Consider the following 23,460-nt stretch of genomic DNA (forward strand, 5'->3'; position numbering starts at 1 on the left):
GCTTTCCTTCACCGGCCCGTGAATCTCGGTTCCCGCTTCTCCACGAACGCTTTCCGGCCTTCCCGCGCGTCCTCGGAGGTGATGACCTCCCGCACGAACCTGCCCTCGATCGCCCGCGCGTCCTCATCGGGCAGCCAGCCGCTCGCCAGCAGCGCGGCCTTGGCGTGCTGCACCGCGAGCGGCGAATTGCGCGCCACCCGATCCGCGATCTCGTGTGCCTTCGCGAGCGCGGTCCCCGTGGGCACCACATGCCCGACCAAGCCGAATTCGTAAGCCTCCCGCGCGGTGAGCGGATCACCGGTCAGAATCATCTCGACCGCCTTGGTGTACGGAATCTGCCGCTTGAGCCGCACCGTCGACCCCGCACCGGGTATGAGCCCGCGCCGCACCTCCGGCAGCCCGAAGCTCGCCTGCTCGTCCGCGACACGAATGTCGGTCTGCTGCAACATCTCCAGGCCGCCGCCCAGACAGGCCCCGTTCACGGCGGCGATCAACGGCTTGCGCAGCGAGCGCGTGAGCAGCAGCCCCCGCCCGAGCACGGCGGGATCGTAGTTCGCCTGCTCGCGGCCCTTCGTCATCCAGCCGTCGCCGAGATCGCCACCGACGCAGTAGCTTTCGCCCGCACCGGTAAGGATCGCGGCCCGGATGCCGTCGTCGGAGTCGATCTCGTCCCACGCGCGAGCGAGCAATCCGATCATCTCGAGGTTCAGGGCATTGCGGCGCTCGGGGCGATTCATGGTCACCACCGCCACCGCACCGGCTCGTTCGAACAGAACCGATTCGCCTGTGCCGCTCACGAATTCGGCCTCTCGCTACCGACCACCCACAGCGCGTGGAACTGCGACGCCCCGCCCATGGCGTGCCCGACCGCCCGCCGCGCGCCCTCGACCTGATGTTCCCCCGCCAGACCCCGAACTTGCAGTGCCGCTTCGAGAAAGCGCACCAGCCCTGTCGCCCCGGTCGGATTGCCGGACAGCACACCACCCGACGGGTTGATCGGCAGCGCACCGCCGAATCGCGTGGTGCCGTCGTCGACCAGCTTCCACCCCTCGTGCAACGGCGCGAGACCGATGTTCTCCATCCACATCGGCTCGTACCAGCTGTAGGGGATGTACAGCTCGGCGACATCTATCTCCGTGGCCGGATCACCGATTCCCGCCTGCCGGTACGCGTCTGCCGCGCATTCGGCCCCCGCCCGCGGATTGACCTCGTCGCGGCCCGCGAAATGCCCTGTCTCCGTTCTCCACGACATCCCGTGAATCCAGGCGGGCGGCCGCGCCGGATTCCCGACATCGGCAGCGCCCGACAGCACGATCGCCGCCGCGCCGTCGGAGGACGGGCACGACTCCAGATACCGGATCGGGTCCCAGAGCATCTTCGACTCGCGAACCTTCTCGACGGTGATGTCCGGCATGTGCACGTGCGCGAAGGGATTGTGCAGCGCGTTGAGCCGGTGGTTCACCGCCACCTGCCACCCGATGTGCTCCGGAGCCCCCGAGCGGCGGATGTACTCGCGGATCACCGGCGCGAAGTGCCCGCCCGCGCCCGCCCCGAGCGACGCGCTGAACGGCAGCCCGCGCGACAGCGCCCAGGTGAAATTCCCTTCGGACTCTTTGGAATACGCCGCGACGAGCACCCGCCGCGCCAGCCCCGCCTCGATGAGGTGTGCGCCGTAGATGGCCGCGTGCCCGCCGACGCTGCCGCCGGTGAAGACCCGCGTCACCGGCAGGCCGCGCGCGCCCAGCGCGTCGGCGAGATACAGCTCCGGGTTCATGACGCCGTCGAACAGGTCGGGAGTCTTGGACAGCACGACCGCGTCGACGTCGCCGAGTTCCAGTTCGGCGTCGGCCATGGCTGCGGCCACGGCCTCGCGGACCAGTCCGCCGATGGTGGTCTCGCGCCGCTTGGCCTGCTTGCCCTGGCCGATGCCGACGACAGCGATGGGTTCAGGCACGAGCGTCCCCTTCCAGCAGGCAGACCATATTCTGTTGCAGCGCTTGGCCGTTGGTGGCGTGGGCGAGCGCGCGCCCGGCCTGCCCGGCGCGCACCGCGGCGGCGGCCTCGCTGATGCGCAGCAGTCCGGTGGCGGTGGTCGGCCGGCCCGCCAGGGGGCCGCCCGAGGGGTTGATCGCCGTCGCCGGGCTCAGGCCGAGTTCGCGCACGAGCAGCGGTTCCTGCGCGGAGTACTCGATGTGCAGTTCGGCCACGTCGACCTCGCCCGCGCCGAAGCCCGCGGTCTTCGCCGCTTCCGTGGCCGCGCGGCGGGCGGAAGGCGCGTGGGTCAGGTCGCGGGCGCCCGGATAGTGCGAGTCCATGCGGTGATCGATGCCGCGCACCCACGCCGGGCGCTCGCACAGCTCGCGCGCCGCGTCCCCGGCCGCCAGCACGACCACGGCGGCCGCGTCGCCGACCGGCGCCACGTCGTGCTGCCGCAGCGGCGACGCGACATACGGTGCCGCCAAGAGGGTTTCGGTCTCGAACTCGCCGCTCACCTGCGCGTAGGGGTTGGTCCGCGCGGCGGCCAGGCTGCGGGCGACGATCCCCGCCATCTCCTGCTCGGTGGTCACCCCGGCCTGCAACAGCGCGCAGGCCTGCACGCCGCCGATGGCGTCCTGATGCGGCCGCAGCGGCGTCAGCAGATACGGGTCGAGCTGAGTGGGCACCACCTGATCCAGGTCGCGCGGCAGCGAGCCGCGGCCGATCCCGTACACCAGCGCGATGTCGCCGTGGCCCAGTTGCAGCCACGCCCACGCCTCGTACAGCGCCCACGCGGCGTCCATCTCCACGTGCGACTCCGAGATCGGCGGCCACGCCCCGACGGCGTCGAGCGAATCGATGTAGGCGAAGGTGCGGCCCTCGTGGAAGTCGTGACTGCCCGAGACGACGAAATCGACACGGTCCCTGCTCAATTCGATGCTCGCGAGCGCCTCGCGGATGACCGGCAGCAGGATGCCTGCCATATCGTCGCGGCGGTTGGCCGCCAGGCACGGCGACTGGGCGCTGGCGACGACGGCGACCTCACGCATGCTGAACCTCCGTGACGGGCCGGTAGTGGCGGATGCTCATCCAGGACGGCTCGAGGTCGCCCTCGGCCCAGACCGGTTCGACCTCCATGCCGATCCGCACATCGGCGATGTCGACCTCGCGGATCAGGTGCATCAGGCGGGTGTCCGCGCCGTGCGGCTGGATGTAGGCGACGACGTAGGGCGGATCGATCGTCTGCCCGGGGAACGGGAAGCTGACCACGCAGAAGGTCGACACCGTGCCGCGGCCGTCGAGTTCGGTGGTCTGCTCGAGTTCGACCAGGCAGCGCGCGCAGAACTCCGGCGCGGGCAGGTAGACGTGTTCGCACGACGGGCAGGTGCGCGCGAGCAGCCGGCGCTGCGCCAGCCCGCGCAGGAACGTGGACCGGCCGGCGCCCGCCACGAACGTGTACTCCATGTGCAGCGGTGTCGGCATCAGCCGGACCGGTTCGGGCAGTGGACGACTCATCACGCCTCCTCGGGTTCGAAGCAGGCGAGGTCGCGCAGCTCGCCGCGGCGCTCGGCCGACCAGCGCGCCCGCACCCGCAGCCCGCGCCGCGGCACGGCCGGGTCGCCGCCGGTGTCGAGGGCGTGGAAGAAGCTGCCCTCCGCTCCGTCGATGCGGACCAGGGCCCACGCGAAGTCGTGGTCGACCGGGTCGCCGGACCGGTGCGGCACCCACGTCCAGGCGTCGACGGTGCCGACCGGTTCCAGATCCACCAGCTCGGTCAGTTCCTGCCCGGTCTCCGGATCGAACTCGGCGGGCGGGCACACGACGGTGCCGCGCGCGGTCCGCGCACCCAGCAGGCGCCCGTCCCGCAGGCCGCCGAGGAACGTGCCCAGCACCGGTCCGACCGTCCGTTCGAACGGGAACTCGATCTCGTAAGGGGCGCACAGGCTCTCATCGCCATCCGGCATCGGCCGACTCCTCTCGTCGACCGAAGTGTGCCTCAATCAAATGATTCAATCAAGTGATTGAGGATCTCCGCTTTACCGCATACGCTGCGGACGCACACCGGCGAAAGGGCGACACATGGCACGCAGTTCGAGATCCGTCCCGCTGACCGGGCGGGTCGTGGTCATCACCGGCGGCGCGCGCGGCATCGGCCGAGCCACCGCCCAGGCCTTCCTGGCGGCCGGAGCCCACGTCGCCATCGGCGACCTGGACGCCGCCCTGGCAGCCCGCACCGCCACGGAATTCGCGGGTCACGGGCGCATCATCGGCCTACCGCTGGACGTCACCGACCCGGATTCCTTCGCCGCCTTCGTCGACGCCGCGGAGCGGGAACTGGGCCCGATGGATGTCCTGATCAACAACGCGGGCATCATGCCCTCGGGCCTGTTCGCCGCCGAGGACCCCGCCATGACCGACCGCATCCTCGACATCAACGTCCGCGGCGTCATGACCGGCACCCGCCTAGCCCTGCGCCGCTTCGTCCCCCGCGGCACCGGCCACCTCATCAACATCGCCTCGCTGGCCGGCACCGCCGGCATGCCCGGCCTGGCCACCTACTGCGCCAGTAAACACGCCGTCATCGGCTTCACCGAGGCCGTCCACCTCGAACACGCCGACACCGGCATCCAGATCACCGCCGTCCTCCCCGGCAACGTCCGCACAGAATTGTCCGCAGGCGCCAACATGCCCCCTTGGGTGCTCAAAGCCACCACCATCGAGCCGGAAGCCGTAGCCACCGCCATCCTCGAATCCATCGGCCACAACCGCCCCCTACTCACCATCCCCCGCCCCCTCTCCCCAGTAATCCGCCTAAGCTCCCTACTCCCCTACCGCCTCCGCCGCCTCACCTCCAACCTCACCGGCATGACCACCGCCTTCACCCACCCCAACCCCCAGGCCCGAGCCCACTACCACCGCCGCATCACCGAATCCCCCACCCACCCTTAGCCATACAACATCCATCCCGGACCCGGCGCAGGCGTTCGATGTGCGCCTCGCCCATGACGTCGTTTCCACTTCGCCTCACCGATCGCGAGCAAGGGCGGCTTCCCGCCATCCGCCACTCCCACGACGGCGACATCGACCTCGTGACTGGTGCGCGTACTCGCGTCGTACGCCACCCCGTGCCCGACCTTGGCTGGTAGCTCCGCGAACAATTCCGGATCAGCTTCGTAGGGCCCGATCCCGGCACACCTGCTCGAAATGTGGCCCCAGCACATTGCTTGCGAATCGGCTTCGACTCGCCCGCCACACGCGTCCGGCACTACCCAAACGCTCCAACTGGCTCCACACCTACAAATTGTTCTCCCGGCAGAGCGACCTTCCCGGAGTGCCGGGGGCCGGATAGGTTCGACCTGTGATGAGGACTCGGCTGCTGGTGCTGGTCGGCATCGTGGCGGCGAGTGTGACCGCGAGTGGGAAGTCGGTGTCGGATTCGCCGGAGCGGCCGGAGACGATGTGGGCTGCGCCGATTCGCACGGGCTGTGATGCGGGTGCGGCAGTCGGTTCCGTGTTCACCGCCGGGGTGCGGCCCGGCCTGCCCTTCACGCTCCAACTTCCACAGCTGCGGGACTGGCAGGTGGCGCCGGCGGAAGGAGACGCGTTCGTGTTGCGTGCCGATCGGCACGCGGGTCGGATGGGTAGCGCGACCGTCGCTTTGAGCGTGTCCACTCCGCGCCGCGCTGCCGAAAACGTCACTGTGGTCAAGGCGTATCAAGGCAGATGGCGGCAGTGGCGATCCGGGGACGTCCAGGTGTGCGGTGGGAACGGCACCCGGTCCGGCGGAATTCTGTCCGAGGCCGATTCCGACGGTGCCGACCACTACCGCGAGTTCCTCGGATTCGATTACCCCGCAGGAGATTTGGTGTATCCGATCAGCATGTCGGTCGACGCCACGGCCGCCGATCAGAACATCTACCGGCCCGATATCGACACCTTCGTCGACGGATTGCAGGTCGTGCTCAACCATCCGGCCGGTTGAGCGGCCTGGTCGGCAAGCGGTCACCAAGAGATCGTTAAGCCCCGCCCGTCACCCTGACATTCTCGAAAAGTTCGAGAACGAAATTGTTTGGGGGACAGACAATGCGGGAGACCAGCGTGCTTGCCGGCGTGCGACTACACCCGAGAACCACCACGGAGTCGGCTCGGACTACGCGGATGTGCCGAAAGCTGCACGCCCGCGCGGAATTCGAGTCGGGTGCCGATGACGGCTTTCATGAGACATCGCAAGCCGTGTTCGAAGCCGTGGCAGAAACCCGGCCCGGAATTCGACCGAACCGAGAGCACGGCACGGTCGGCTCTGTGCGTGGGTCTCGGCGCGGCGGCGAGGGAACGCGCTCAGGGCATTTCGCGCGCGTCTTGATCGTGCTGCTGGTCGGGCTGGCCGCGATCGTCGGTCTGCTCGCTCCGGCCGCACTCGCGGACCCGGTGGATTGCGAGGCGCTGGTCGGCCAGATCCAAGCCCACAACCAGGCCGCCGCGGCGCACAACGCCAACCCGCCCAACCAGAACGACCCGGCCGCCGTCGCCGCCTACAACGCGGAAGCCGAGCGCGGCAACGCCGAAGCCGCCGCCCTGAATGCGCAAGCCCAGCAATGCCGTTCGCAAGGCCACGACGTCCCCGAGGTAGGCGGCCCACCCCCGCCCAACACCCCCAAGCCCGCACCCGCACCCAACCCCGCACCCGCACCCGCACCTGGCCCGGCACCCGCACCCGCACCTGGTCCAGCACCCGCACCGAAGCCCGCCCCGGCACCCGGCCCTGCCCCCGCACCCGCACCCGCACCCGCACCCGCACCCGCACCCGCACCCGCACCCGCACCGAGGATCCCCGGCCCGCCGACCCCCGCACCGGGCACCGGCGCCCCCGCGTTGAAGGCCTCCCCCGCCGCCCCGGCGGCCCCGGTGATCACGCAACCCCTCCCGGTCCCGGTACGCCCGTCGCAGATCCTCGCCCCGCCGACCATCCAACCCGGCACCGCCTACAACCCGGCCACCGCCGCCGGAGCCACCCTGAAGGCCCCTTCGCCCCTACCCGGTAGCGTGGCCACGAACCCCCGCTTCACCCCGGCCCCCACCGAACCCATGCAAGCACCCGGACTCAACACCCCGCCCGGCCAGCCCGGCATGACGAGCACGCAGCAGGAGTTCTTCGCCTCCGCACCCCGCCTGCTGGACGTCGCGAAAGCCGTTCCGGCACCGTCGAACTCGGGCAACGGCCAGATCTACCGTCTGCCCGACCTCACCGGCACCGGCGCGACCAGCAACAGCGGCCCCGCCCTCTACGCCGGCCCCGGCAACACCCGCGCGGTCGCCGGCCCCCTCGACGCCCTCGGCCGCCCGACCGGCTCCTACGGCTACCTCGACGCCGCCGGCGCCAAGAGCCCCCGCACCGGCGTCCCCACCATCGACGTCCCCGGCGCCACCGGCGCCTACCAGCGCGGCCACCTCTGGCCCAACCAGTACGGCGGCCCCGGCAACATCCCCCAGTTCCTCGCCCCCGAACTCGGGTCGACGAACACCGGCGCGATGCGCGTCTACGAGCAGTACCTCGGCAAGATCGTGCAAGGCGACATCGAAGGCGTACCGGCCCAGAACGTCACCTACGTCAAGGTCCCGATCTACACCGACGACAAGGTCATCCCCGACTACTATCTGCTCCAGGCATGGGGTGACCAGGGCTGGAATCTGCCACCGACCTACGTCCAGAACTACTGACACCGGCACAGGAAGATCCGAACCGATGACCGCACTGGATGACCTCACCACCCTGCTCCCCCCACCGCCCGGCGCCGCCACCACCTTCGACTGGACCACGGTCGAACAGCGCCTCAGCGTCCCCGCCCTGCCCGACGACTTCAAACGACTCCTCGCGGCCTACGGAGACGTGCGATTCTGCAACGCACTGCGCCTGTTCCGCCCCGCCACCGAACCGTGGCTCGACCTCGCCGAGGTCACCCTCGCCGCCCGAGAGCCCCTCGGCGACAACGAATTCGGCAACCCACCGACTGACGTCCCGCCCGGCGTATCGACCGACCCGTCGACTCTGATCCAGTGGGGCGGTTCCTTCGGCGGCGACTACTGCCTCTGGGACGCCCACGACCCCGACCCGTCGCGCTGGACCCTGATCTTCACCGACATCGATAAATTCGACTGGGGCTACTACCCCGGCACCGTCACCGAGTACCTCCGTGACTGGCTCACCCGCCGCACCGCCCCCATCCCCTTGTGGAACCTCGACACCGTCCTCCCCGACGGCCGCCACCCCTTCGCCGAAACCTACGACCCCACCGACCCGGCCGCCCCCGTCACCGCCCGCATCGACTCCGTCGCGAGCTGACCACCCAATTTAGCTGTTCAATAGCTGTGCGGGCATCTCCTTCGATGCCCGCACAGCTGTTTCTTCCAGAACGAAGCATCGCGAACGACCCTAGGACTGTGTCCTGAAATACCTTTGAGCCGGGGCACGCTACCGCGAAAACAAACCGACATCTGCGGTAAGCAAGTTTGCGAATCGTTTGCTAAGTTGGTCGCGAGTAGCCCCACCGACACCACATCCGGCGGGAGTGCTCGGGCGAAGCGGCAACCGGATGAAGGAGGGGCCAGTGTTGAAGTCGCGGTCGGAGGTGCTGACTTTCGTGAGCGAGGTGAGCGCCCGCTACGGATCCCTGAACGCCTTCTTCGCCCAACTGCGCGCCGAAGTCGACCGCTTCGACGACGCCCCCACCCTCCGCCTGCCGATCATCCCCACCCCGTCCCCGGCAGCCTGGTCCGCAACCACTTCGCGCGACAACACCACACCACCCCCCGCAACCACCTTCTGCGACAACGTCACACCACCCCCGCCTCCGCAGACACAAGCAGCCCGCCCCCGCTCAACCGGCAAACACCGCAGCCGCGCAACAGCAGCCTGGACCCGCCTCACCGGCCGCGCCGGGGCCTAGCGCCCGGTCGGCCGTTTCCGCCCGTCGTCGATCGTCCGCCGCAGAATCGCAAGATACTCGAACTCCTCCCGCAGCAGACCCGCCAGTCCCGGATGCGGCGCTACGGCCGTAAGCTGTTCTCCGACAACGATTTCCGTCAGCGTCAGTCCGGTGCCGGTGAGCAGCAGCACGAGGTCGGCGGGCGTGTAGCAGCGCAGCGCCTGCGTGATGACGCGGTCCGGCGCATCGGGCTCCCACCAGGTGTCGATCGCCGTGCAGGTCACCGGATCGAACCGAATCCGCTCCCTGAGCTCATAGTCGTAGCCGGCCGCGGCGTCCGGCAGCCGATGTTCCTCGTCGCCGTCCCACCCGGCCCAGACGAAGGGATTGAAGACGTCGACCAGAGCCACCCCACCCGGCGCGAGCCACTCCGCCGCGATCCGTTCGAGCAGCCGCCGCTGATCCGTGTCCGAGCCGACCCCGAACCCGTTCCAGTAACAGACGGCATCGAACTGTGCGCCCGGTTCTGCCGTGTAGAAGTCCGCTTTGTGCAGGGTCAACCCGCCCGGGGCGACGTCACCCGCCAGCTCGCTCGTGAAGTCCGCCCGGTCACTGATCTCGATCGCCGTGACCTCGAACCCGGCCCGCGCGGCGGCCACCGCCGTCGTGCCGTACCCCGACCCCAGCTCGAGCACTCGCCCGCGCGAAACCCCGTGTGTTCGAAGCAGTTCCACCCGGCGCTCGTCCCGATCGGTGACCCGCGCCTCGGCCTTGCCCCACCACGCACCACTCCTGGAGTAGAACTCACGCACCCAATCCACCCGTGCAGTCAACCAGAACGGCGACCACATCACGCTCCCCTCGTGGGGCCGAGTCTGCTCGCTGAACGCATGTGCACCTATTGACATTCTCCTTCGGTAAGCGTTGACTTACGGTTCGTAGACACTTACCAAGCTGGAGATGAATGGGGTGCGCTCGCGGACCGCATGCGGCGCACGATCCTGGAGCGCCTGGCCGAGCGGCCGCAGGCGGTCGGTGAACTCGCGCGCGCGTTGCCGATCAGCCGTCCTGCGGTCTCGCAGCATCTGAAGGTGCTCAAGGACGCGGGGCTGGTGATCGATCGGGCCGTGGGAACACGCCGGATCTACCAGTTGCATCCGGATGGGGTGGGCGCGTTGCGCGCTCAGCTCGACCGGTTCTGGGAACGCGCCCTCGCGACGTATCAACAAGTGGTGGAACAAGATTCGGGAGAAATCATGACACAGACACAAGCCGAGCCGGTGCAGTTGCAGATCGTGGTCGACGCGCCCTTGGAGCGCGCGTTCGCCCTGTTCACCGAAAGGTTCGACGCGATCAAACCGCGCGAACACAACCTCCTCGCCGTACCGATCGCCGAGACGGTCTTCGAGCCCCGCGTCGGCGGCCACATCTACGACCGCGGCGAGGACGGCAGCGTGTGCCGCTGGGCCCGCGTGCTCGCCTACGATCCCCCGAACCGCGTGGTGTTCAGCTGGGATATCAACGGCCGCTGGCAGATCGAGCCCGACCCCGACAAAACCAGCGAGGTGGAGGTCCGCTTCACCGCCGAAACCCCCACCCGCACCCGCGTCGAACTCGAACACCGCAACATCGACCGCCACGGCGACGGCTGGCAAGCCGTCCGCGCGGGCGTCGGCGAACAGGGCGGCTGGCCCGTCTACCTACAGCGCTACGCCGACGTCGTCGAGCAGGAAGGCTGAGGAACCAGCAGTTCTCAACTGCCCGAAGGCGTCCCGACGGCCGGCTCGACCCCGTTGCCCACCATGCTCGACGGATCACGCCGATAGCGGTCTTCGAGAGTCTTGGCGTACTTCTCCATCTGGTCATAGACATCCGTGGCGCGCTGCGCGTGACCGAAGCGGTGCTGGCTCAGCAGATCCTCGGAACGATTGCGCAGCCGCAGCTCGACGATCTGGTTTTCGACCTCGAGATCCGCCATGTAATCGCGCTCCGCGTGCTGTACATGGGCGGCATGACGCCGATTAGCCGAGGCGGATTGCCGATCGACCATGGTGTCGTAGCTCGTGGTGCCACTGATCATCTTGCTCAGCACGGGCATACAGTCCAGGGCGACCAACAGCAGCCGCACAACCCAGCTGCCGATGAACACGGCCCAGCTCTGCTCCGTGAGCCGCCCGAGCGCCGCGATATCATCCAAAATCCCGCGGTCCCTGAGGTTGTCGCGCTTCTGCTGAACCTTGGTGGTGACGGCCGTCGCGATCTCGGTGCCTGCGGTGCTTCGGGCAGCGCTGAGCCGCTGTTCGATCGGGCCGACAGCGTTCTGCAGCGCGATCAGATCCGATTCCTGCTGGTCGAGCCGACTGGTCTCCCGGAAGTCGTCGGCGTCTGCGCGATCGCGCCTGCACTGGTCGCCGACGCCTTTCTCCCCGGTGAGGCCCGGACCCGAGGTCCCGGCGCATTCCTTCTGGGCACGGTCGTTCAGTTCGTCGAAACGCGCTCGCGCGCTGTCGGCCTTGGCCTTCCGGTCCAGGATTTGAGCGTTGGTGCCGGACAGTTCGTGCTCGATGGCGGTCGGCGAATCGGGAATGATCACCTGATTCGCCGCGCAGTCGGGCCCCGCCGGTGCGCTGCCCGTGACGGGATTGCAGGTCTTCAAAAGGCTTTCGTATGCGTCGATTTCGGCCTTGCGGTGCTCGGCGACCTCATTGCGGATGGGAACCTGAAAAATCCACAGCACGAGCGGTTCCGCGATGGCGAAGCCGAGCAGGAAGGAGATGGCCAGTCGTGGAGCGAAAATCGCCAGTTTGGATCGTTGCGGGATGCCGTGGGTACTCGCGATCAACCAGCGGTCGAGCGTCATGATCAGCCAACCCCAGCACGCCCCGAACGGAATCAGGAGCAATATCCACCAGCCGCGCACCAGCCCGGCCAGCGCGAGGATGAGCGAGATTCCCGCCAGCACACCGGTATTGACGATGATGGTGCCGAGCAGGGTGTACCGGGGACGATCCAAAGGCACCCAATCGAGAATCGTCTCGTCGATGCCGGCCCGAGACCGGAGCCAACGCGCCGACCGCGAATTCGCCCGGCCGGCCCGATCGCCATCGGTGTCCTGCGACGACACCCCGGGCGGCGGCCGGTGGTGGCCGTTGACTTTTTCGCGGCCGCGGGAGGTCTGCGGGTCAGCGGTCATCTTCTTCTCTCACTTCCACGATCTCGTTCTTGTTCGGCGATTCGCCGCTGTCGGGCGGCAGGCCGCGCGCGCCGTTCTCGTCGGCTACGGGCGGCTCCGCCGAGCCGGTGAGAATCCGCTGGATCGCGGTTTCCAGTCCGGGCAGTGACCGGGTGCTCAGGTGCCTGCCCTTGATCAGCTCGAGAATCACCTGAACCGCGGCCTCCCGGTCGATGTGGTTGTCCGCGCGGGCGGCCTCCCATTCGCGCGTGGCCTTGACTCGGTTGTATTCGTCCGTGTCGCGCTGGATTTGGCGCACGGATTCGATGAGTTCCGGGTAGGGCATCTGCCCGGTCGCCGCGGCGTAGAGCATGAGGCTCATCAGGTCGGCGGGCACCTCGGCGGACATCGCGTTGTAGCGATCGAGGTCGTGGCGGAGCTGTTTGTCCGCCAGCTCGTTTCGGCTGGTCTGCGTGAGGTCCGCGGTGGTGTGCTCGAATATGGTGCGGTCGAGTTCCTCCCGTTGCGCATTGCGCTGTTGAATCTCCGCGAACTTCGTCCGATAGGTCTCGGTGCGCACCGAGTCGAAGAAACCTACGCTCTCCTGGGGGGTGAGCACCTCGGCGCTGGCGAACCGCAGGTTCAGCCCGGGCAGGGTCGGCGGCATGAACGTGGTGAACGCTTTGGCCCGCGCATTGACCAGCAAACGAACGTCGTTGAACTCGTCGAGCGTGTGCGACTGCCCGACCTCTTGGAACGGGTAGTGGCCGGACAGATAGCTCGCCAGCGCCTCCGCGAGATCGGCGGTCCCCGCGCGCACCACCGCGATCTCGTCGGTGACCGTGGCGAGGAATCGGGCGCGAACGGTGAATACGCCCGCGTCCTTCGAGGGGATCTCGAAACTCACCACCACCGTGGTGTCGCGCGCGACATCGACCACACTGACGTCGGTGGCCGCCAGCACGGTCGGCGAATTCAGGGCCAGTGCGAAGTTGTCGAGCACGAATTCGCCCCCCACCCGGTACACCAGCCGGTGGTTACCCTGTCGGCGCGGCACCTCGTCGGGGGTCCGGGTCCGATTGGCGGGCAGCAGCTTTCCCAGTCCACCGAATCGCTTCGGCTGCGGAACGGCGTCGAATGCGCGGTGTTCGACGATCGGATAGTTCAGGGTCATCGGTAGGTTCCTTCCGGAGTTACGGTCTGGACGAGGGCCTCGAGCAGCACCTCGAGTAGCGCGGTCGTGCGCTCGTGGGGCTTGTCGAATTGGCCGGCGACCCAGGCGAGTTCGTCGCGCAGGTCCGCCACCTCGGCGAAATCGGCCTGCTCGGCGAGCCGCTTGCCGAGCAAGGACGCGTATTCGGACGCACGGGACGTCTGCGCCGCCAACGCGTCGAGGGCCCGGAAAAGGGCCTCCATGGCGTCGAGCCTGGTGGGGCGGTAGCGCACGACATTCACCATCAGGCGCACCAGGCCCGTCCAGTCGTCGAATTGCTCGAGGTATCGGGCCACCGACGAGCCGCCGTCCATCCCGCGCGCCCGAAGGATCGCGATCCCGGCGGACGTCCCGATCACCATTCCCTCGGGAGCGGAGCGGTCGGCCTCGGAATCGGCCGAGCGGTCGGCGAGGAAATGCAACAGGATGCTCGGGTTGCGTTGTGCCTCGACCAGATTGGCGAAGAGCCAGCCGAACAACCGTGTGATGGTGCCGGCATCGGAATAGATGCGGCCGCACAGCCGCCACAGTTGGCCGGTGGCGTCATGGGGATAGCGCACGCCGAGTTCACCGGTCAGGCTCATTGCGGCCACCCATTGCCGGGCATCGTCGTTCTGGTGCATCCAAGTGCTCGCCACCCCGAGCGCGGCTGGTGCCAGCCGATCGCGAAACGCCATGCGCTGCAGCACCATTCCAGCGGTGACCTGACCGTTGGCACCGCGCGTACCACCCGACCAGCGCCGCAATATGTCGTAGACCTCGGGGAAGTCGGCCTCCGCGAGCGCTGTCAGACCGTCGGCGACCATGAGTTGTTGTGCCGCAGTGCTCAAATTCACCCGATCCAGCCAGGCGCGCACACCGTCCCAGAAATCCACTTCCATGAGATTCCAGAGGATCTCCAGCACATGCCTCTGGTAGGCGTCCATCCGGAAGTCGATGCGCGACCGCGGGCCGGTCGGCGAATCGACGGATTCTCTCGTGATCAGCCCCTGCGGCCGATCGAGCCCGGCGCGGCCTTGCGGAAAAGCGGTCTCCGGGGGCACCTCCGCGGTCGATCGTGGTAGTGGGACAGCGACATTCAAGCAGCTGGTGAGCTGTGCCAGCATCGTGTCGAAGGTCCGCGGGTCGGAGCCGCGCGCGAAGGCCAGGGTGGTCACCTCCGCCACCTGACGTCGATCGGGACGGTTGTCGAACCACGCCGCGACGGTGTGGCGAGCGGTGAGGTCGAGATGTTCGACGGCCTCCTCCACCGGCATGCCCTTGCCCAGGCGCTCGGCCAGCCCGGTGAGGTCGCGCATCGATGTCGCGCCGTTGAGCACGGTGCGCAGTGACACGCGCGTCTGCTCGGCCAGTGGGCGGGAGAGATGAGCCTCGATCACCGCGAGGGGATCGGCAGCGCGCCACTCGACCGGGACGAGGAGGTCGGACTGCAGCTGCGGCCTGGTCGTGGTCGTGATGACCAGATACGCGTCCGCCGCCGTCAGCTTGTCGCGGAGCCGTCCGAGGTCGAAATCGGCACGCGCGGACTCGGTTTCGAAGTGCAGATCGACGATGACATATCCGCGACCGGTGTAATTGCGGTCGGCGAGCGTGGCGACGTCGTGCTGCTGCGGGGACAGCGAGACGAGCGGTGTCCGGATCCGCTCACGCACGAGTTTCAGAGCGGCGGTGCGCTTTCCGGCCCCGGGCGGGCCGTGCAGCAACACCATGCGGTGCTCGGCGAGGGCCGCGGCGGCGATGCTGTAGCAATTCGGCGTGACGAACGTTGCCAGCGCTTCCGTGATGTCGCTCTCGGGAATCTTGCCGGTAGCGGTGCGCAGCCGCTGCTCGGCGTGGGTGGCCTGTACGCCGATGAAGACGTTCTCCGCCATCACCGAATCAATGACGGTGTGAACCGTATTCGACGTCTCCGCAGTAGGTTTCGCACTATCGGGCGCAGGTGTCTCCTCGCCGTCCCGCCGTGGCGCCTGCTCGGGATCGGTGTCGTCCGGGTTCATCAGTGACTCCGATACTGGACGCCGAGCACCACATTGTCGGCACTGATCGTGCCCACGTGGTTCACCACGGACGGCGCGGGTGCGTCGCCGGATTCCGGCACACCCGAATCCACGGGACCGGACCGAGGTTCGGCGGGGTCCGGATCTTCGGTCGCCGAACGCGACCCGTTCCCGAGGTCGGCGGACTCCCGCCGAATCCGGTCGGCGAGCGCGGTCAGCGCCTCGTGCGGGTCGAGTCCGAGACCTTCCCGCATGCAGGTGGCATATCGCTGGTAGACCTGCAGGGCATCGAAGCTGCGGCCGGTGCGGAACAACGCGCTCATGTAGGTCTCGGTCAGCAGTGCGTCGTCGGGGGACTCGTCGAACATCTGCGTGAGCTTGGGGACCCAGGTGAGAGCCCGGCCGTGGAGCACCTCGAGGTGACTCAGCCGGATCAGCGCGGCCCGGTGCTCCGCCTGTAGCCACACGCGATACCCGTCGACACGAGTGCCGCGCAAGCCGGACAACGGTATGCCACGGTGCAATTGGATCGCCGCGGCGAGATACGAGCGTTCGGTCTCGTCGTCCTCCGCCTGCCGGGAGCGGTCCACGAGGACCGTGAACTGGTGCACGTCAACGTATTCCGGCGGAATGTCGAGTCGGTATTCACCGTGCCGGCCGTCGAGCCTGTCGCGGAATCCGAGGGGCTCGAGCACCTTGCGGAGCCGGGAGGCGAGGCTGTTGAGCTCCTCGTTGGCCGAATCGGGGGGATCCTCCCAGATCCAGTCGATCAGTTCGCCTCTCGGTACCGGATTGCCCGTGGCGCGCAGCAGTGCGACGAGCATGGCGCGCAGTCGAGGCGCCCCGAGCGGCCGGACGATCCCGTCGGCCTCGGCCTCGACCGGGCCCAGTAGCCGAAAGCGAACGACCGCAGGGCGGGGTGTGCGATTCGCGATTGTCATTTCGTCCTCATCGATCCTGCTGCTTGCCCAGCGGGCTACCCATCCGAATTCAGTTGTGCGCCTATCGGTTTCCAATGTTCCGACCCAGTGCGAGGGCCTTTCCTGGAGTGCGTGAAGGAGGCAACCGGCCTCCGGGGAAAGGAGAAGTCATGAGCGGCAACGAGTTCCGCGAGGAAGATTTCGACGGCAGGTTCGCCAAGAGCACGTTCAGTGACGGCGCCGGCGACTGTGTCGAGGTGGCGTGGCTCGACGGTTGGATCGCTGTCCGCGATTCCAAGGACCTGTTGAGCCCGATGCTGTGGTTCACCCTGTCGGAATGGCTGGCATTCCTCGCCGGGGTGCGCGCCGGAGAGTTCGACTTCGGCGAGTGACGGCACGGTGGTGTCGCGGCACGGACGCCGCGACACCACCACCCCTCGGTCCGCCGCCGTGTCCATGTCAGTCTCTCGCCGCGCGCAGGACTTCGGTCCGCACCTTGTGCAGGAAACCCCGGGCCGCATCGTCGAAAAGCGCCATGCCGCACAGGGAATCCCAGCGTTGCTGATGCAGCTCGATCACTTCGGGCGCGAGTGCGATCAGGTTGCCCGCGATCGTTTCGGTCGCCGCGAGAGTGTGATCGGTGTTCTCGTAGATGACGAAGCCGTGCGGGATGGTGGCGGTCGCCTCGACGTCCTGCGGAATCAGGCCGAAGGTCACATTGTCCAGAGTCTCGATCGAGGCGAGCCGGTCCAGCTGGCCGAGCAGCATGCGGTGCGGTCCGGGCCGATACCGCAGGGCGGCCTCGGTGATCAGGAATTCGAATCGCTTCTCCGGGTTGTACAGCACGAGCTGGCGATGCAGGCGACTGGCCACGGCGGCAGCGAGATCCTCGGGTGCGTAAGGCTTTTGGTAGTTCGAGAACACACGGCGCGCGTATTCGGCCGTCTGCAGTAGCCCGGGGATGAGGAAGGGCTGGAAGTTCCGTACCAGGCGGGCCGCTTCTTCGCGTTCACGGACGTCGTCCTGCAGGTGGGCGCGGGTCTCGAGGGCGTGCTCCCGGGAGTCGATCGCGGGTGAGTGCGCCGCCTCGGTCAGCCGGCGCAGGGCGAGTTCCGCCTCGCCGGACACCCCGACCGCCGTGGCCCACTTGGTCACCTGCGGCATGGACGGAACGATCGCTCCGTTCTCGATTCGCGACAGCGTCGATTGGCTGATACCGATCACGGGCGCGAGGTCACGACCGGAGATGCCGGCCAGATCGCGCAGCCGTCGCAACTCCGCCGCAAGCCGTCGCCGCGGGGTGGGCTCGGCGACCTCGTGCCCGCCGGTTGCCATCGTCTCCGCGCTACCGCCATCCGCCTGATTCCTGTGACCCATAATGATTCTGATCGAACCAGCATGATTCGCATCAGTCAAGAGTCACTGTTGCAACAACTGAATCACGAACTTCGACGTTCAGCGGGCGTGGGCACCGGCTGCCCGCGTCGCCGACGGCTCGGCGTTCGCCACCGCGTCATAGCCCCGCTGTCGAGCCGCTCTTCCAGGAGACGACAGCGCACCGCCGCAGAACTCGATCACGACCGCCGCAACGCTCCCGCAGCTTTCCAGCGCCACTGCCGGTCACAGCTGAGTTCGCCGAGGCCCCCGGCGTCTCCGATACCAGCGCCGGGAGGGACGCGTCGGACGCGTTCGACAGCCGGACGCACCGATCGTTCGACGCAATACGATGGCGGCGGTCAGCAATTGGGCAGTCACTGTTGCCAGTTCGAGCGCTTGGGTCATCGTGTCGCTCCGTTTCCTCGTGTTTTCCCGCTGCCGCCAGCGTCTCGTGCTGTAGTGGAGTCGAGCGTTCGGGCCGAATGGATTCGAACGTCGGGCGTTGCTTTTCGCTGGTCACTGGATCGCTGTGCTGGGTGGGTTCGAACGGGTGTCGAACGTGGGGAGTGTCGGGTGACGGAATCGCCTGCTGCCGAGGACGGTCCGCTGGCTCAGTTCTGCTTGTCGCTGAAGATGCTGCGGCAGCAGTCGGGCCTCAGTTGCGTGCAGCTCGCCAGATCCATGTCCCCGGAATTGGCGAAGTGGGGAAAAACGCTCAGCGCCACTCGAATCAACGAGATAGAGAACGGTCGCAAGATCAAAGGCGCGCCGGATGGCGACGTCGTCCGCGTTTGGGTGCGAATATGCCGCGGCGAAGCCGAGCGCAAGGGTCGACCGGTGTCGGTGCCGACGCTCCCGGCCTTCTGGGAGAAGGAACTCGAACGACTGGCCGACGCACTGGCCACCGAACAGCCCACGCCGCTGTGGCGTTCGGAACACCGCAGCGCCGATCCCAACGGACAGCGGCTGACGCAGCTGCTGCGATCACCGACCGTGCCACCTGTCGACGAAGTTCATCGGACGCCGTCGTACTACCTGGACCCGGCGCGCCGTGTGGTCGAGTTCGCGCCCAGGCCGGAACTTGCCGTCCTCACGCGTTGGTGCGGCCATGCTGCCCAGCAGTTCGTACGGGTCGTCCACGGACCCGGTGGAACCGGCAAAACCCGCCTCGGAATCGAACTGGGCGTGACCCTGGCACGAGATCCGGACTGGATTGTCGGCCAGCTGCCGACCCGTTCGCTCGGCCTGCTACCCGAACTCGGCGAGTTGCTCGGCGAGATCCGGCCGCAGGCGCGTGTGCTGTTGTGCATAGATGACGCCGAGGACTGGGCCGCCGCACTTCCCGAGTTTCTGGTGCGACTCCACACGACGGGCGGTCCCGATGTCCGAATCATCTTGCTGGCTCGCACGGTCGGTCCTTGGTGGCGAAAATTGATCGACGACCCGGACGTCGGCAATTCGATCGACGCGGAGCCGATTACGCTCGGCGACATCGCGGACGAAGGCGACCGAAGAACGTTACTCACAGACGCGTACAAGCATTTTCATCTCGCCGTCACCGGACGAGGACCCGAATCGGTCCCGCCCGTTCTGACCGAAGCCTCAGCGGGCGACCACAGCATTCTCGCCCTGCACGCCGCCGCGCTCAGCGTCGTCCTGCACGAGAAGGAACACCACGCCCCGCCGAACCGCATAGATCCGCGGGGACCGCTTCATGGCGTCCTACGCCACGAGCGGCAATGGTGGGCGAAGTGGATACGCAGCCAGCGCAGAGCAGCGGAGAGCACTGCGGCGCAGGCCGAAGATGTCATCGATCGTATTCTCGTGGTCCCCGCGCTGTATCCGGCCGGGAGTGCGCGACAAGCCGAGCAGATTCTTCGCCACGCACTCGACAGCTCGAAAGACGACGCGGAGTTCGCCCACCGTTGCACGACAGCGCTGCACGAGGTCTATCCGAGCACCGCGCCGCACTCCGGCCGGTTCTGGGATCCGTTGCGGCCGAACCGATTGGGCGAAACGCTCATCGTCGACCTCGCCGCTTCCGAACGCACCACGGAGCAATTCATCGAATTGATCTGCCGCCCGTTCTCGGCCGGAGCGACCGAACTCCAGGCCGCGTACGCGATGGGTGTGCTGGCCGACGCGGCGGGCCTGCCCGATCATTCCCCGGGAAATCCTCCTATACCCGCTCGCGACAGGGTCGTCGACGGCGTGCGTGCATTACTGCGGCGATTCCCGGAAACCTTTGTCCCGGCCGCCTGTGCCGTTGCCGCCAAGCTCGCCGCCCCCGAGCCGATCATCCAGATCATCGAATCGCATTTCGCGCCCGCCTCCGCGGAGGCAGCCCGCCGCGCCGCCGAACACCTGCCGTCCGATCGTCCGGAATGTGCCCGGTTGGCAGTGACGTTGTGGGAGCACCATCTTCGTTCGCTCGACGACGACTGCGGCCCCGAGGAGCGCGCCTGGGCCTGCCTCCGGCTCGCCGAGGCCTACGACGCCACGGCGGCGGCCGACGCGGCGCTCGCGTCCGCGCGCAAGGCCGTCGACCACTACACCGAGGCGATCGCATCAGGACGCCACGACCATCTCGCCGACCTGGCCGCCGCCCGTTCCCTGGTTGCCGACCTCGCGCACGAGGCCGGGCACGACACCGAAGCGCGCGCTCAGATCACCCACGCCATCAACGACTACCGCAATCTCATCGGCGCCGGGCAGACACACCACCTCCGATCTCTGTATTGGGCCGAAGCATTCCGTATTCGCACCTCACGGACGTCGCCGACCGGGCAAGAGCTGGGCGCACTGTTCGATCGCGAGGACGAACTCCGTCGGGAACTCAACGAGTTCATCACCGGTTGTCTGCCGGAAACACCTGCCCCGCAAGCGTCTTCGGACAACCGCGAGTGGTACCCGCACGGAACCGAACCCATCCTCATCCCGGTCGGGCATTCGGTCGGCCCCCTGTTCACCCCCGAGAGCGGTCGCCCCGACTCCTATGAAATCCGCTTTGCCGACGGGATTTTCGGCTTGGGCCATGAAGAACTGAGAGTCTGGGCCCTCGCACACGGCGACCCGACGACGATCATCGAGGACCCGCCCCGGCGCGACCGGATCAAACACGAAGCCCGCGAACTGACTCCGGAGAAGGTCGACGAGAATATCGACACCTTGCTCGAGTTCGGACTGCTCGTAGAGCTTTCACGACAGGACGCCGAGCAATCCCGATCGTTCGCCTACCGGCACCAGATCGAGCCCCTCGGAATCGGCCTGGGCAACAGCGCTGACGCACCCCACAGCTTCCGAATAGGACTACCCGGCACCCCACTGGTTACGGTCACTTACGACGTCTACCACCTGTGGATGTTCGCACACCGCCACGCATCCCTCTGGGACGCAATCGAATACATGGTCACCGACCGCCGCGAAGAAGGTATGGCCCGTATCGGCGTCGAAACCGACCCCCACCGCCTTTTGAACACCCTCCTCCACACACTCCCCGCATTGATCGCCACCTCCACCGCCTACATCGACCGCGTCCGATAACCGACGCGCCCGCTCAGGACCCGGTACCCACCGGCGTACCGAGCAGGTGCAGGAAAGCGTTGGCGGCCGGGGTAAGTCGGGGTTCGTTCCAGATCAGGTACTCGACACGTTCCGGGCCGTCGGTGATGTCGACGGTGGTCAAGCCGGGCAGTTGGGGTGCGTAGGTGGACGCGAGCATGGCGATGCAGAGATTGTGCTGGATGAGCCGGGCCATCATGAAGTCGGCGGTGGTGACCTCGAAGGCGACGTTGCGGGTGAGCCCGGCCGCGGCGAAGGCTCGGTCGGACTGCTCGCGTCCGGCGGTGCGGGCGGGGAGATCGACGAACACTTCGGCGGACAGTCGCTGGAGGTCGACGCAATCCTCTTGGGCGAGTGGGTGTTCCGGGGCGACGACAGCGACGAGGCGGTCACGAGCGAGCTCGCGTGAGCGGACTCCGTCGAGAGCGGCCGCGGTGGGCAGGCCGAGGAAGGCGAGATCGACGGTGCCGTTCTTGACCTCGTCGAGCAGATGCTCGCTGGCGCCGACGCGGAGGTTGATGCGGACCTCGGGGAAGCGCTCGCGGTAGTCGCGCAGCGCGCGGGGGATGTCGACGGCGGCGACGGTGGGGATGAGCCCGACGCCGAGACTGCCGCGGACTTCGCCGACGGCGGCGGCGACTTCGGCGCCGGCTCGTTCGGCGGCGGCGAGGCATTGGCGGGCAGCGGGCAGGAACGCCGCTCCGGCCGGGGTGAGGCGGACGTGGCGGCTGGATCGGTCGAACAGCCGCGCGCCCAGTTCCTTTTCCAGGCGTGCGACCTGATGGCTGAGCGCGGACTGCACGATCAGGCACCGCTGCGCGGCGCGGGTGAAGCTGCCGGTCTCGGCGACGGCGACGACGTAGCGCATCTGATTGAGCTCCATGCCTCCATCGTGATCCGAGATGGCTGGTATGGCAACCATGTCTTGGACAGATCGACGCAGGTAGATCGACACTGTGAAGGCCCGGTGACCGCTCTCGGGGCGGCTCATCGAGTTCGAAACTGCCTGGAAGGGATTTGTCGTGACTACAGATACTCGAACGTCTCGCTCGCCGGTGCGGGCATGGCTCGGCGTCGCCGCGATCACGGCGAGCCTGTTCGTGTTCGTGACCACTGAACTGATGCCCATCGGACTGCTGACCCCGATCGGCGCCGGCCTGTCGGTATCGGTCGGCGCGGCCGCGATGATGGTCACCCTCTACGGCATCTCGGCCGGCGTCGGCGTGCCGTTCATCGTCGCCTGGACCCGCAGGGTGGACCGGCACGCGCTGCTGGCCGGTCTGCTCGTGATCCTCGCCGTCGGTCACCTGATCACCGCGCTGTCCCCGAACTTCGCCGTCCTGCTCGCCGTGCGGTTGCTGATGGGCTTCGCGCACGGCGTGTTCTGGGCGATCGGTGTCAGCATGGCGATGCGGCTGGTGCCCGAGGACAAGGCGCCGAGGGCCGCCGCCGTGGTGCTGGCGGGAATGTCGATCGCCACCGTCGTCGGCATGCCGCTGGGCACGCTCATCGAGGGCCTGACCAGCTGGCGATCGACCTTCCTGATCTGGAGCGCGCTGAGTGTGGCGGTGTTCGTCGCGGTGCTGGCGCTGGTGCCGTCACTGCCGTCGAGCAGCGCCGTCCCCGTCCGCGAGGTGTTCCGGTTGCCGGTCGCCAACCGCGGGCTGCGCGCGGTGATGTTCACCGTCACGCTGTACGTGCTCGGGCATTTCGGCGCCTACACCTTCATCCGGCCGTTCATGGAACAGCACGCCGCGGCGTCGGCGGCGTGGGTGACCGGCCTGCTGATCGTGTTCGGCGTCGGCGGCGCGATCGGCAACTTCGTGGCCGAGCGCACGGTCGACACGAACCTGCGGGCCACGTTCGTCGTCGCCTGCTCCGGACTCGTCGCGTCGCTGGTCCTGCTGCTCGCCGCCGGGCACACCCTGGCCGGGCTGACGGTGTCGATCGTGCTGTGGGGCATCTCGTTCGGCGCCGCGAACCTGTGCCAGGTGAACATGATGCTCGCCGCGGCGCCGGACACGTTCGAGGCCGCGATGTCACTGAACACCATGGCCTACAACATCGCCATCGCCGTCGGCGCGCTGCTCGGCGGTCTGGCCGCCGACGGCTTCGGCATCCCGGGTGCGGTCTGGTTCGGCATCGCCCTGACCGGCGTCGCGCTGCTCTCCGCCGGCACGGCACGGTCCCGCGGCTAGGGCCTGTCTCCCAATAGATTTTGCATGACCAGCCCGAACAGCGGGCCGGTCATGCATTATGGTCGCCGTGGCGACACTGACCGGTGATCGGTACCAGGTGCTGACGGACAAGCAGTGGGAGC

The 23,460-nt window shown here is 67.7% G+C and carries 21 protein-coding genes and 1 pseudogene; 10 read left to right on the forward strand and 12 right to left on the reverse strand.

Features of this window, described 5'->3' with window-relative positions:
* Nucleotides 1-8 precede the first annotated feature (8 nt).
* Genes IU476_RS29845 through IU476_RS29865 form a run of 5 tightly spaced genes read right to left on the reverse strand, consistent with a single transcriptional unit; the run spans nucleotide 9 to nucleotide 3,941 of the window.
* The gene (locus IU476_RS29845; RefSeq protein ID WP_195105620.1) at nucleotides 9-797 is read right to left on the reverse strand and encodes an enoyl-CoA hydratase-related protein; all 789 of its coding nucleotides are present in this window, start codon (nucleotides 795-797) and stop codon (nucleotides 9-11) included.
* Nucleotides 794-1,954, reverse strand: coding sequence for a thiolase family protein (locus IU476_RS29850; protein WP_195105621.1), 1,161 nt, complete (start codon nucleotides 1,952-1,954; stop codon nucleotides 794-796). Before IU476_RS29850 ends, IU476_RS29845 begins: the two co-directional genes overlap by 4 nt.
* The gene (locus tag IU476_RS29855) at nucleotides 1,947-3,026 is read right to left on the reverse strand and encodes a thiolase family protein (protein ID WP_195105622.1); all 1,080 of its coding nucleotides are present in this window, start codon (nucleotides 3,024-3,026) and stop codon (nucleotides 1,947-1,949) included. Before IU476_RS29855 ends, IU476_RS29850 begins: the two co-directional genes overlap by 8 nt.
* The gene (locus IU476_RS29860; RefSeq protein WP_195105623.1) at nucleotides 3,019-3,492 is read right to left on the reverse strand and encodes a Zn-ribbon domain-containing OB-fold protein; all 474 of its coding nucleotides are present in this window, start codon (nucleotides 3,490-3,492) and stop codon (nucleotides 3,019-3,021) included. Before IU476_RS29860 ends, IU476_RS29855 begins: the two co-directional genes overlap by 8 nt.
* Nucleotides 3,492-3,941 (reverse strand): Zn-ribbon domain-containing OB-fold protein, encoded by a 450-nt coding sequence (locus IU476_RS29865; protein ID WP_195105624.1) that lies wholly within the window; start codon nucleotides 3,939-3,941, stop codon nucleotides 3,492-3,494. The genes IU476_RS29860 and IU476_RS29865 overlap by 1 nt, the downstream gene beginning before the upstream one ends.
* 115 nt (nucleotides 3,942-4,056) lie before the next feature.
* On the opposite strand from IU476_RS29865, the gene IU476_RS29870 reads away from it, so the two are divergent.
* The 5 genes from IU476_RS29870 to IU476_RS29890 all read left to right on the forward strand — a co-directional run bounded on the left by IU476_RS29870 (nucleotide 4,057) and on the right by IU476_RS29890 (nucleotide 8,921).
* Complete coding sequence (locus IU476_RS29870) at nucleotides 4,057-4,926, forward strand: SDR family oxidoreductase (RefSeq protein WP_195105625.1); 870 nt, start codon at nucleotides 4,057-4,059, stop codon at nucleotides 4,924-4,926.
* 412 nt (nucleotides 4,927-5,338) lie between these two features.
* On the forward strand, nucleotides 5,339-5,959 hold the full coding sequence (locus IU476_RS29875) for a hypothetical protein (RefSeq protein ID WP_195105626.1): 621 nt from the start codon (nucleotides 5,339-5,341) through the stop codon (nucleotides 5,957-5,959).
* Between the two features lie 320 nt (nucleotides 5,960-6,279).
* Nucleotides 6,280-7,695, forward strand: coding sequence for a DNA/RNA non-specific endonuclease (locus IU476_RS36425; RefSeq protein WP_228824532.1), 1,416 nt, complete (start codon nucleotides 6,280-6,282; stop codon nucleotides 7,693-7,695).
* A gap of 25 nt (nucleotides 7,696-7,720) precedes the next feature.
* Nucleotides 7,721-8,317, forward strand: a complete 597-nt coding sequence (locus tag IU476_RS29885) for an SMI1/KNR4 family protein (protein ID WP_195105627.1) — start codon at nucleotides 7,721-7,723, stop codon at nucleotides 8,315-8,317.
* A 265-nt stretch (nucleotides 8,318-8,582) separates the two neighbouring features.
* Nucleotides 8,583-8,921 carry a hypothetical protein gene (locus IU476_RS29890; RefSeq protein WP_195105628.1) on the forward strand — a complete coding sequence of 113 codons (339 nt, stop codon included), beginning with the start codon at nucleotides 8,583-8,585 and terminating at the stop codon, nucleotides 8,919-8,921.
* Here IU476_RS29890 and IU476_RS29895 read toward each other — a convergent pair.
* A complete protein-coding gene (locus IU476_RS29895) occupies nucleotides 8,918-9,808 on the reverse strand; it encodes a class I SAM-dependent methyltransferase (protein WP_324194424.1) in 891 nt (296 codons plus the stop codon). The two genes, IU476_RS29890 and IU476_RS29895, sit on opposite strands and share 4 nt — an antisense overlap.
* Nucleotides 9,809-9,838: 30 nt before the next feature.
* Between IU476_RS29895 and IU476_RS36430 the strand changes: the two are divergent.
* A pseudogene (locus IU476_RS36430) lies at nucleotides 9,839-10,153 on the forward strand (ArsR/SmtB family transcription factor); the annotation flags it as partial.
* A gap of 3 nt (nucleotides 10,154-10,156) precedes the next feature.
* Nucleotides 10,157-10,639 (forward strand): SRPBCC family protein, encoded by a 483-nt coding sequence (locus IU476_RS36435; RefSeq protein WP_228824556.1) that lies wholly within the window; start codon nucleotides 10,157-10,159, stop codon nucleotides 10,637-10,639.
* A gap of 14 nt (nucleotides 10,640-10,653) precedes the next feature.
* Here the strand turns inward: IU476_RS36435 and IU476_RS29905 are convergent, their stop codons facing one another.
* From IU476_RS29905 to IU476_RS29920, 4 genes are read right to left on the reverse strand one after another with little or no spacing between them, the layout of a single operon-like run.
* Nucleotides 10,654-12,093, reverse strand: coding sequence for a DUF4407 domain-containing protein (locus tag IU476_RS29905; RefSeq protein ID WP_195105631.1), 1,440 nt, complete (start codon nucleotides 12,091-12,093; stop codon nucleotides 10,654-10,656).
* Nucleotides 12,083-13,246 carry a hypothetical protein gene (locus IU476_RS29910; RefSeq protein ID WP_195105632.1) on the reverse strand — a complete coding sequence of 388 codons (1,164 nt, stop codon included), beginning with the start codon at nucleotides 13,244-13,246 and terminating at the stop codon, nucleotides 12,083-12,085. The genes IU476_RS29905 and IU476_RS29910 overlap by 11 nt, the downstream gene beginning before the upstream one ends.
* Entirely contained in the window at nucleotides 13,243-15,282 is a 2,040-nt protein-coding gene (locus tag IU476_RS29915) for a hypothetical protein (protein ID WP_195105633.1), read from the reverse strand. The genes IU476_RS29910 and IU476_RS29915 overlap by 4 nt, the downstream gene beginning before the upstream one ends.
* Entirely contained in the window at nucleotides 15,282-16,223 is a 942-nt protein-coding gene (locus IU476_RS29920) for an AfsR/SARP family transcriptional regulator (RefSeq protein WP_195105634.1), read from the reverse strand. Before IU476_RS29920 ends, IU476_RS29915 begins: the two co-directional genes overlap by 1 nt.
* Nucleotides 16,224-16,372: 149 nt before the next feature.
* Between IU476_RS29920 and IU476_RS29925 the strand changes: the two genes are divergently transcribed.
* Entirely contained in the window at nucleotides 16,373-16,594 is a 222-nt protein-coding gene (locus IU476_RS29925; protein ID WP_195105635.1) for a DUF397 domain-containing protein, read from the forward strand.
* Between the two features lie 67 nt (nucleotides 16,595-16,661).
* On the opposite strand, the gene IU476_RS29930 is transcribed toward IU476_RS29925, so the two are convergent.
* Entirely contained in the window at nucleotides 16,662-17,537 is an 876-nt protein-coding gene (locus tag IU476_RS29930) for a helix-turn-helix domain-containing protein (protein WP_195105636.1), read from the reverse strand.
* 615 nt (nucleotides 17,538-18,152) lie between these two features.
* Between IU476_RS29930 and IU476_RS29935 the strand changes: the two genes are divergently transcribed.
* Entirely contained in the window at nucleotides 18,153-21,122 is a 2,970-nt protein-coding gene (locus IU476_RS29935) for a P-loop NTPase (protein WP_195105637.1), read from the forward strand.
* Between the two features lie 13 nt (nucleotides 21,123-21,135).
* On the opposite strand, the gene IU476_RS29940 is transcribed toward IU476_RS29935, so the two are convergent.
* Nucleotides 21,136-22,023, reverse strand: a complete 888-nt coding sequence (locus tag IU476_RS29940) for a LysR family transcriptional regulator (protein ID WP_195105638.1) — start codon at nucleotides 22,021-22,023, stop codon at nucleotides 21,136-21,138.
* 139 nt (nucleotides 22,024-22,162) lie between these two features.
* Between IU476_RS29940 and IU476_RS29945 the strand changes: the two genes are divergently transcribed.
* Nucleotides 22,163-23,338 carry an MFS transporter gene (locus tag IU476_RS29945; protein ID WP_324194426.1) on the forward strand — a complete coding sequence of 392 codons (1,176 nt, stop codon included), beginning with the start codon at nucleotides 22,163-22,165 and terminating at the stop codon, nucleotides 23,336-23,338.
* Nucleotides 23,339-23,460: the final 122 nt, after the last annotated feature.

The organism is Nocardia blacklockiae (assembly GCF_015477355.1).
GTDB classification, from domain to species: Bacteria; Actinomycetota; Actinomycetes; order Mycobacteriales; family Mycobacteriaceae; genus Nocardia; species Nocardia blacklockiae.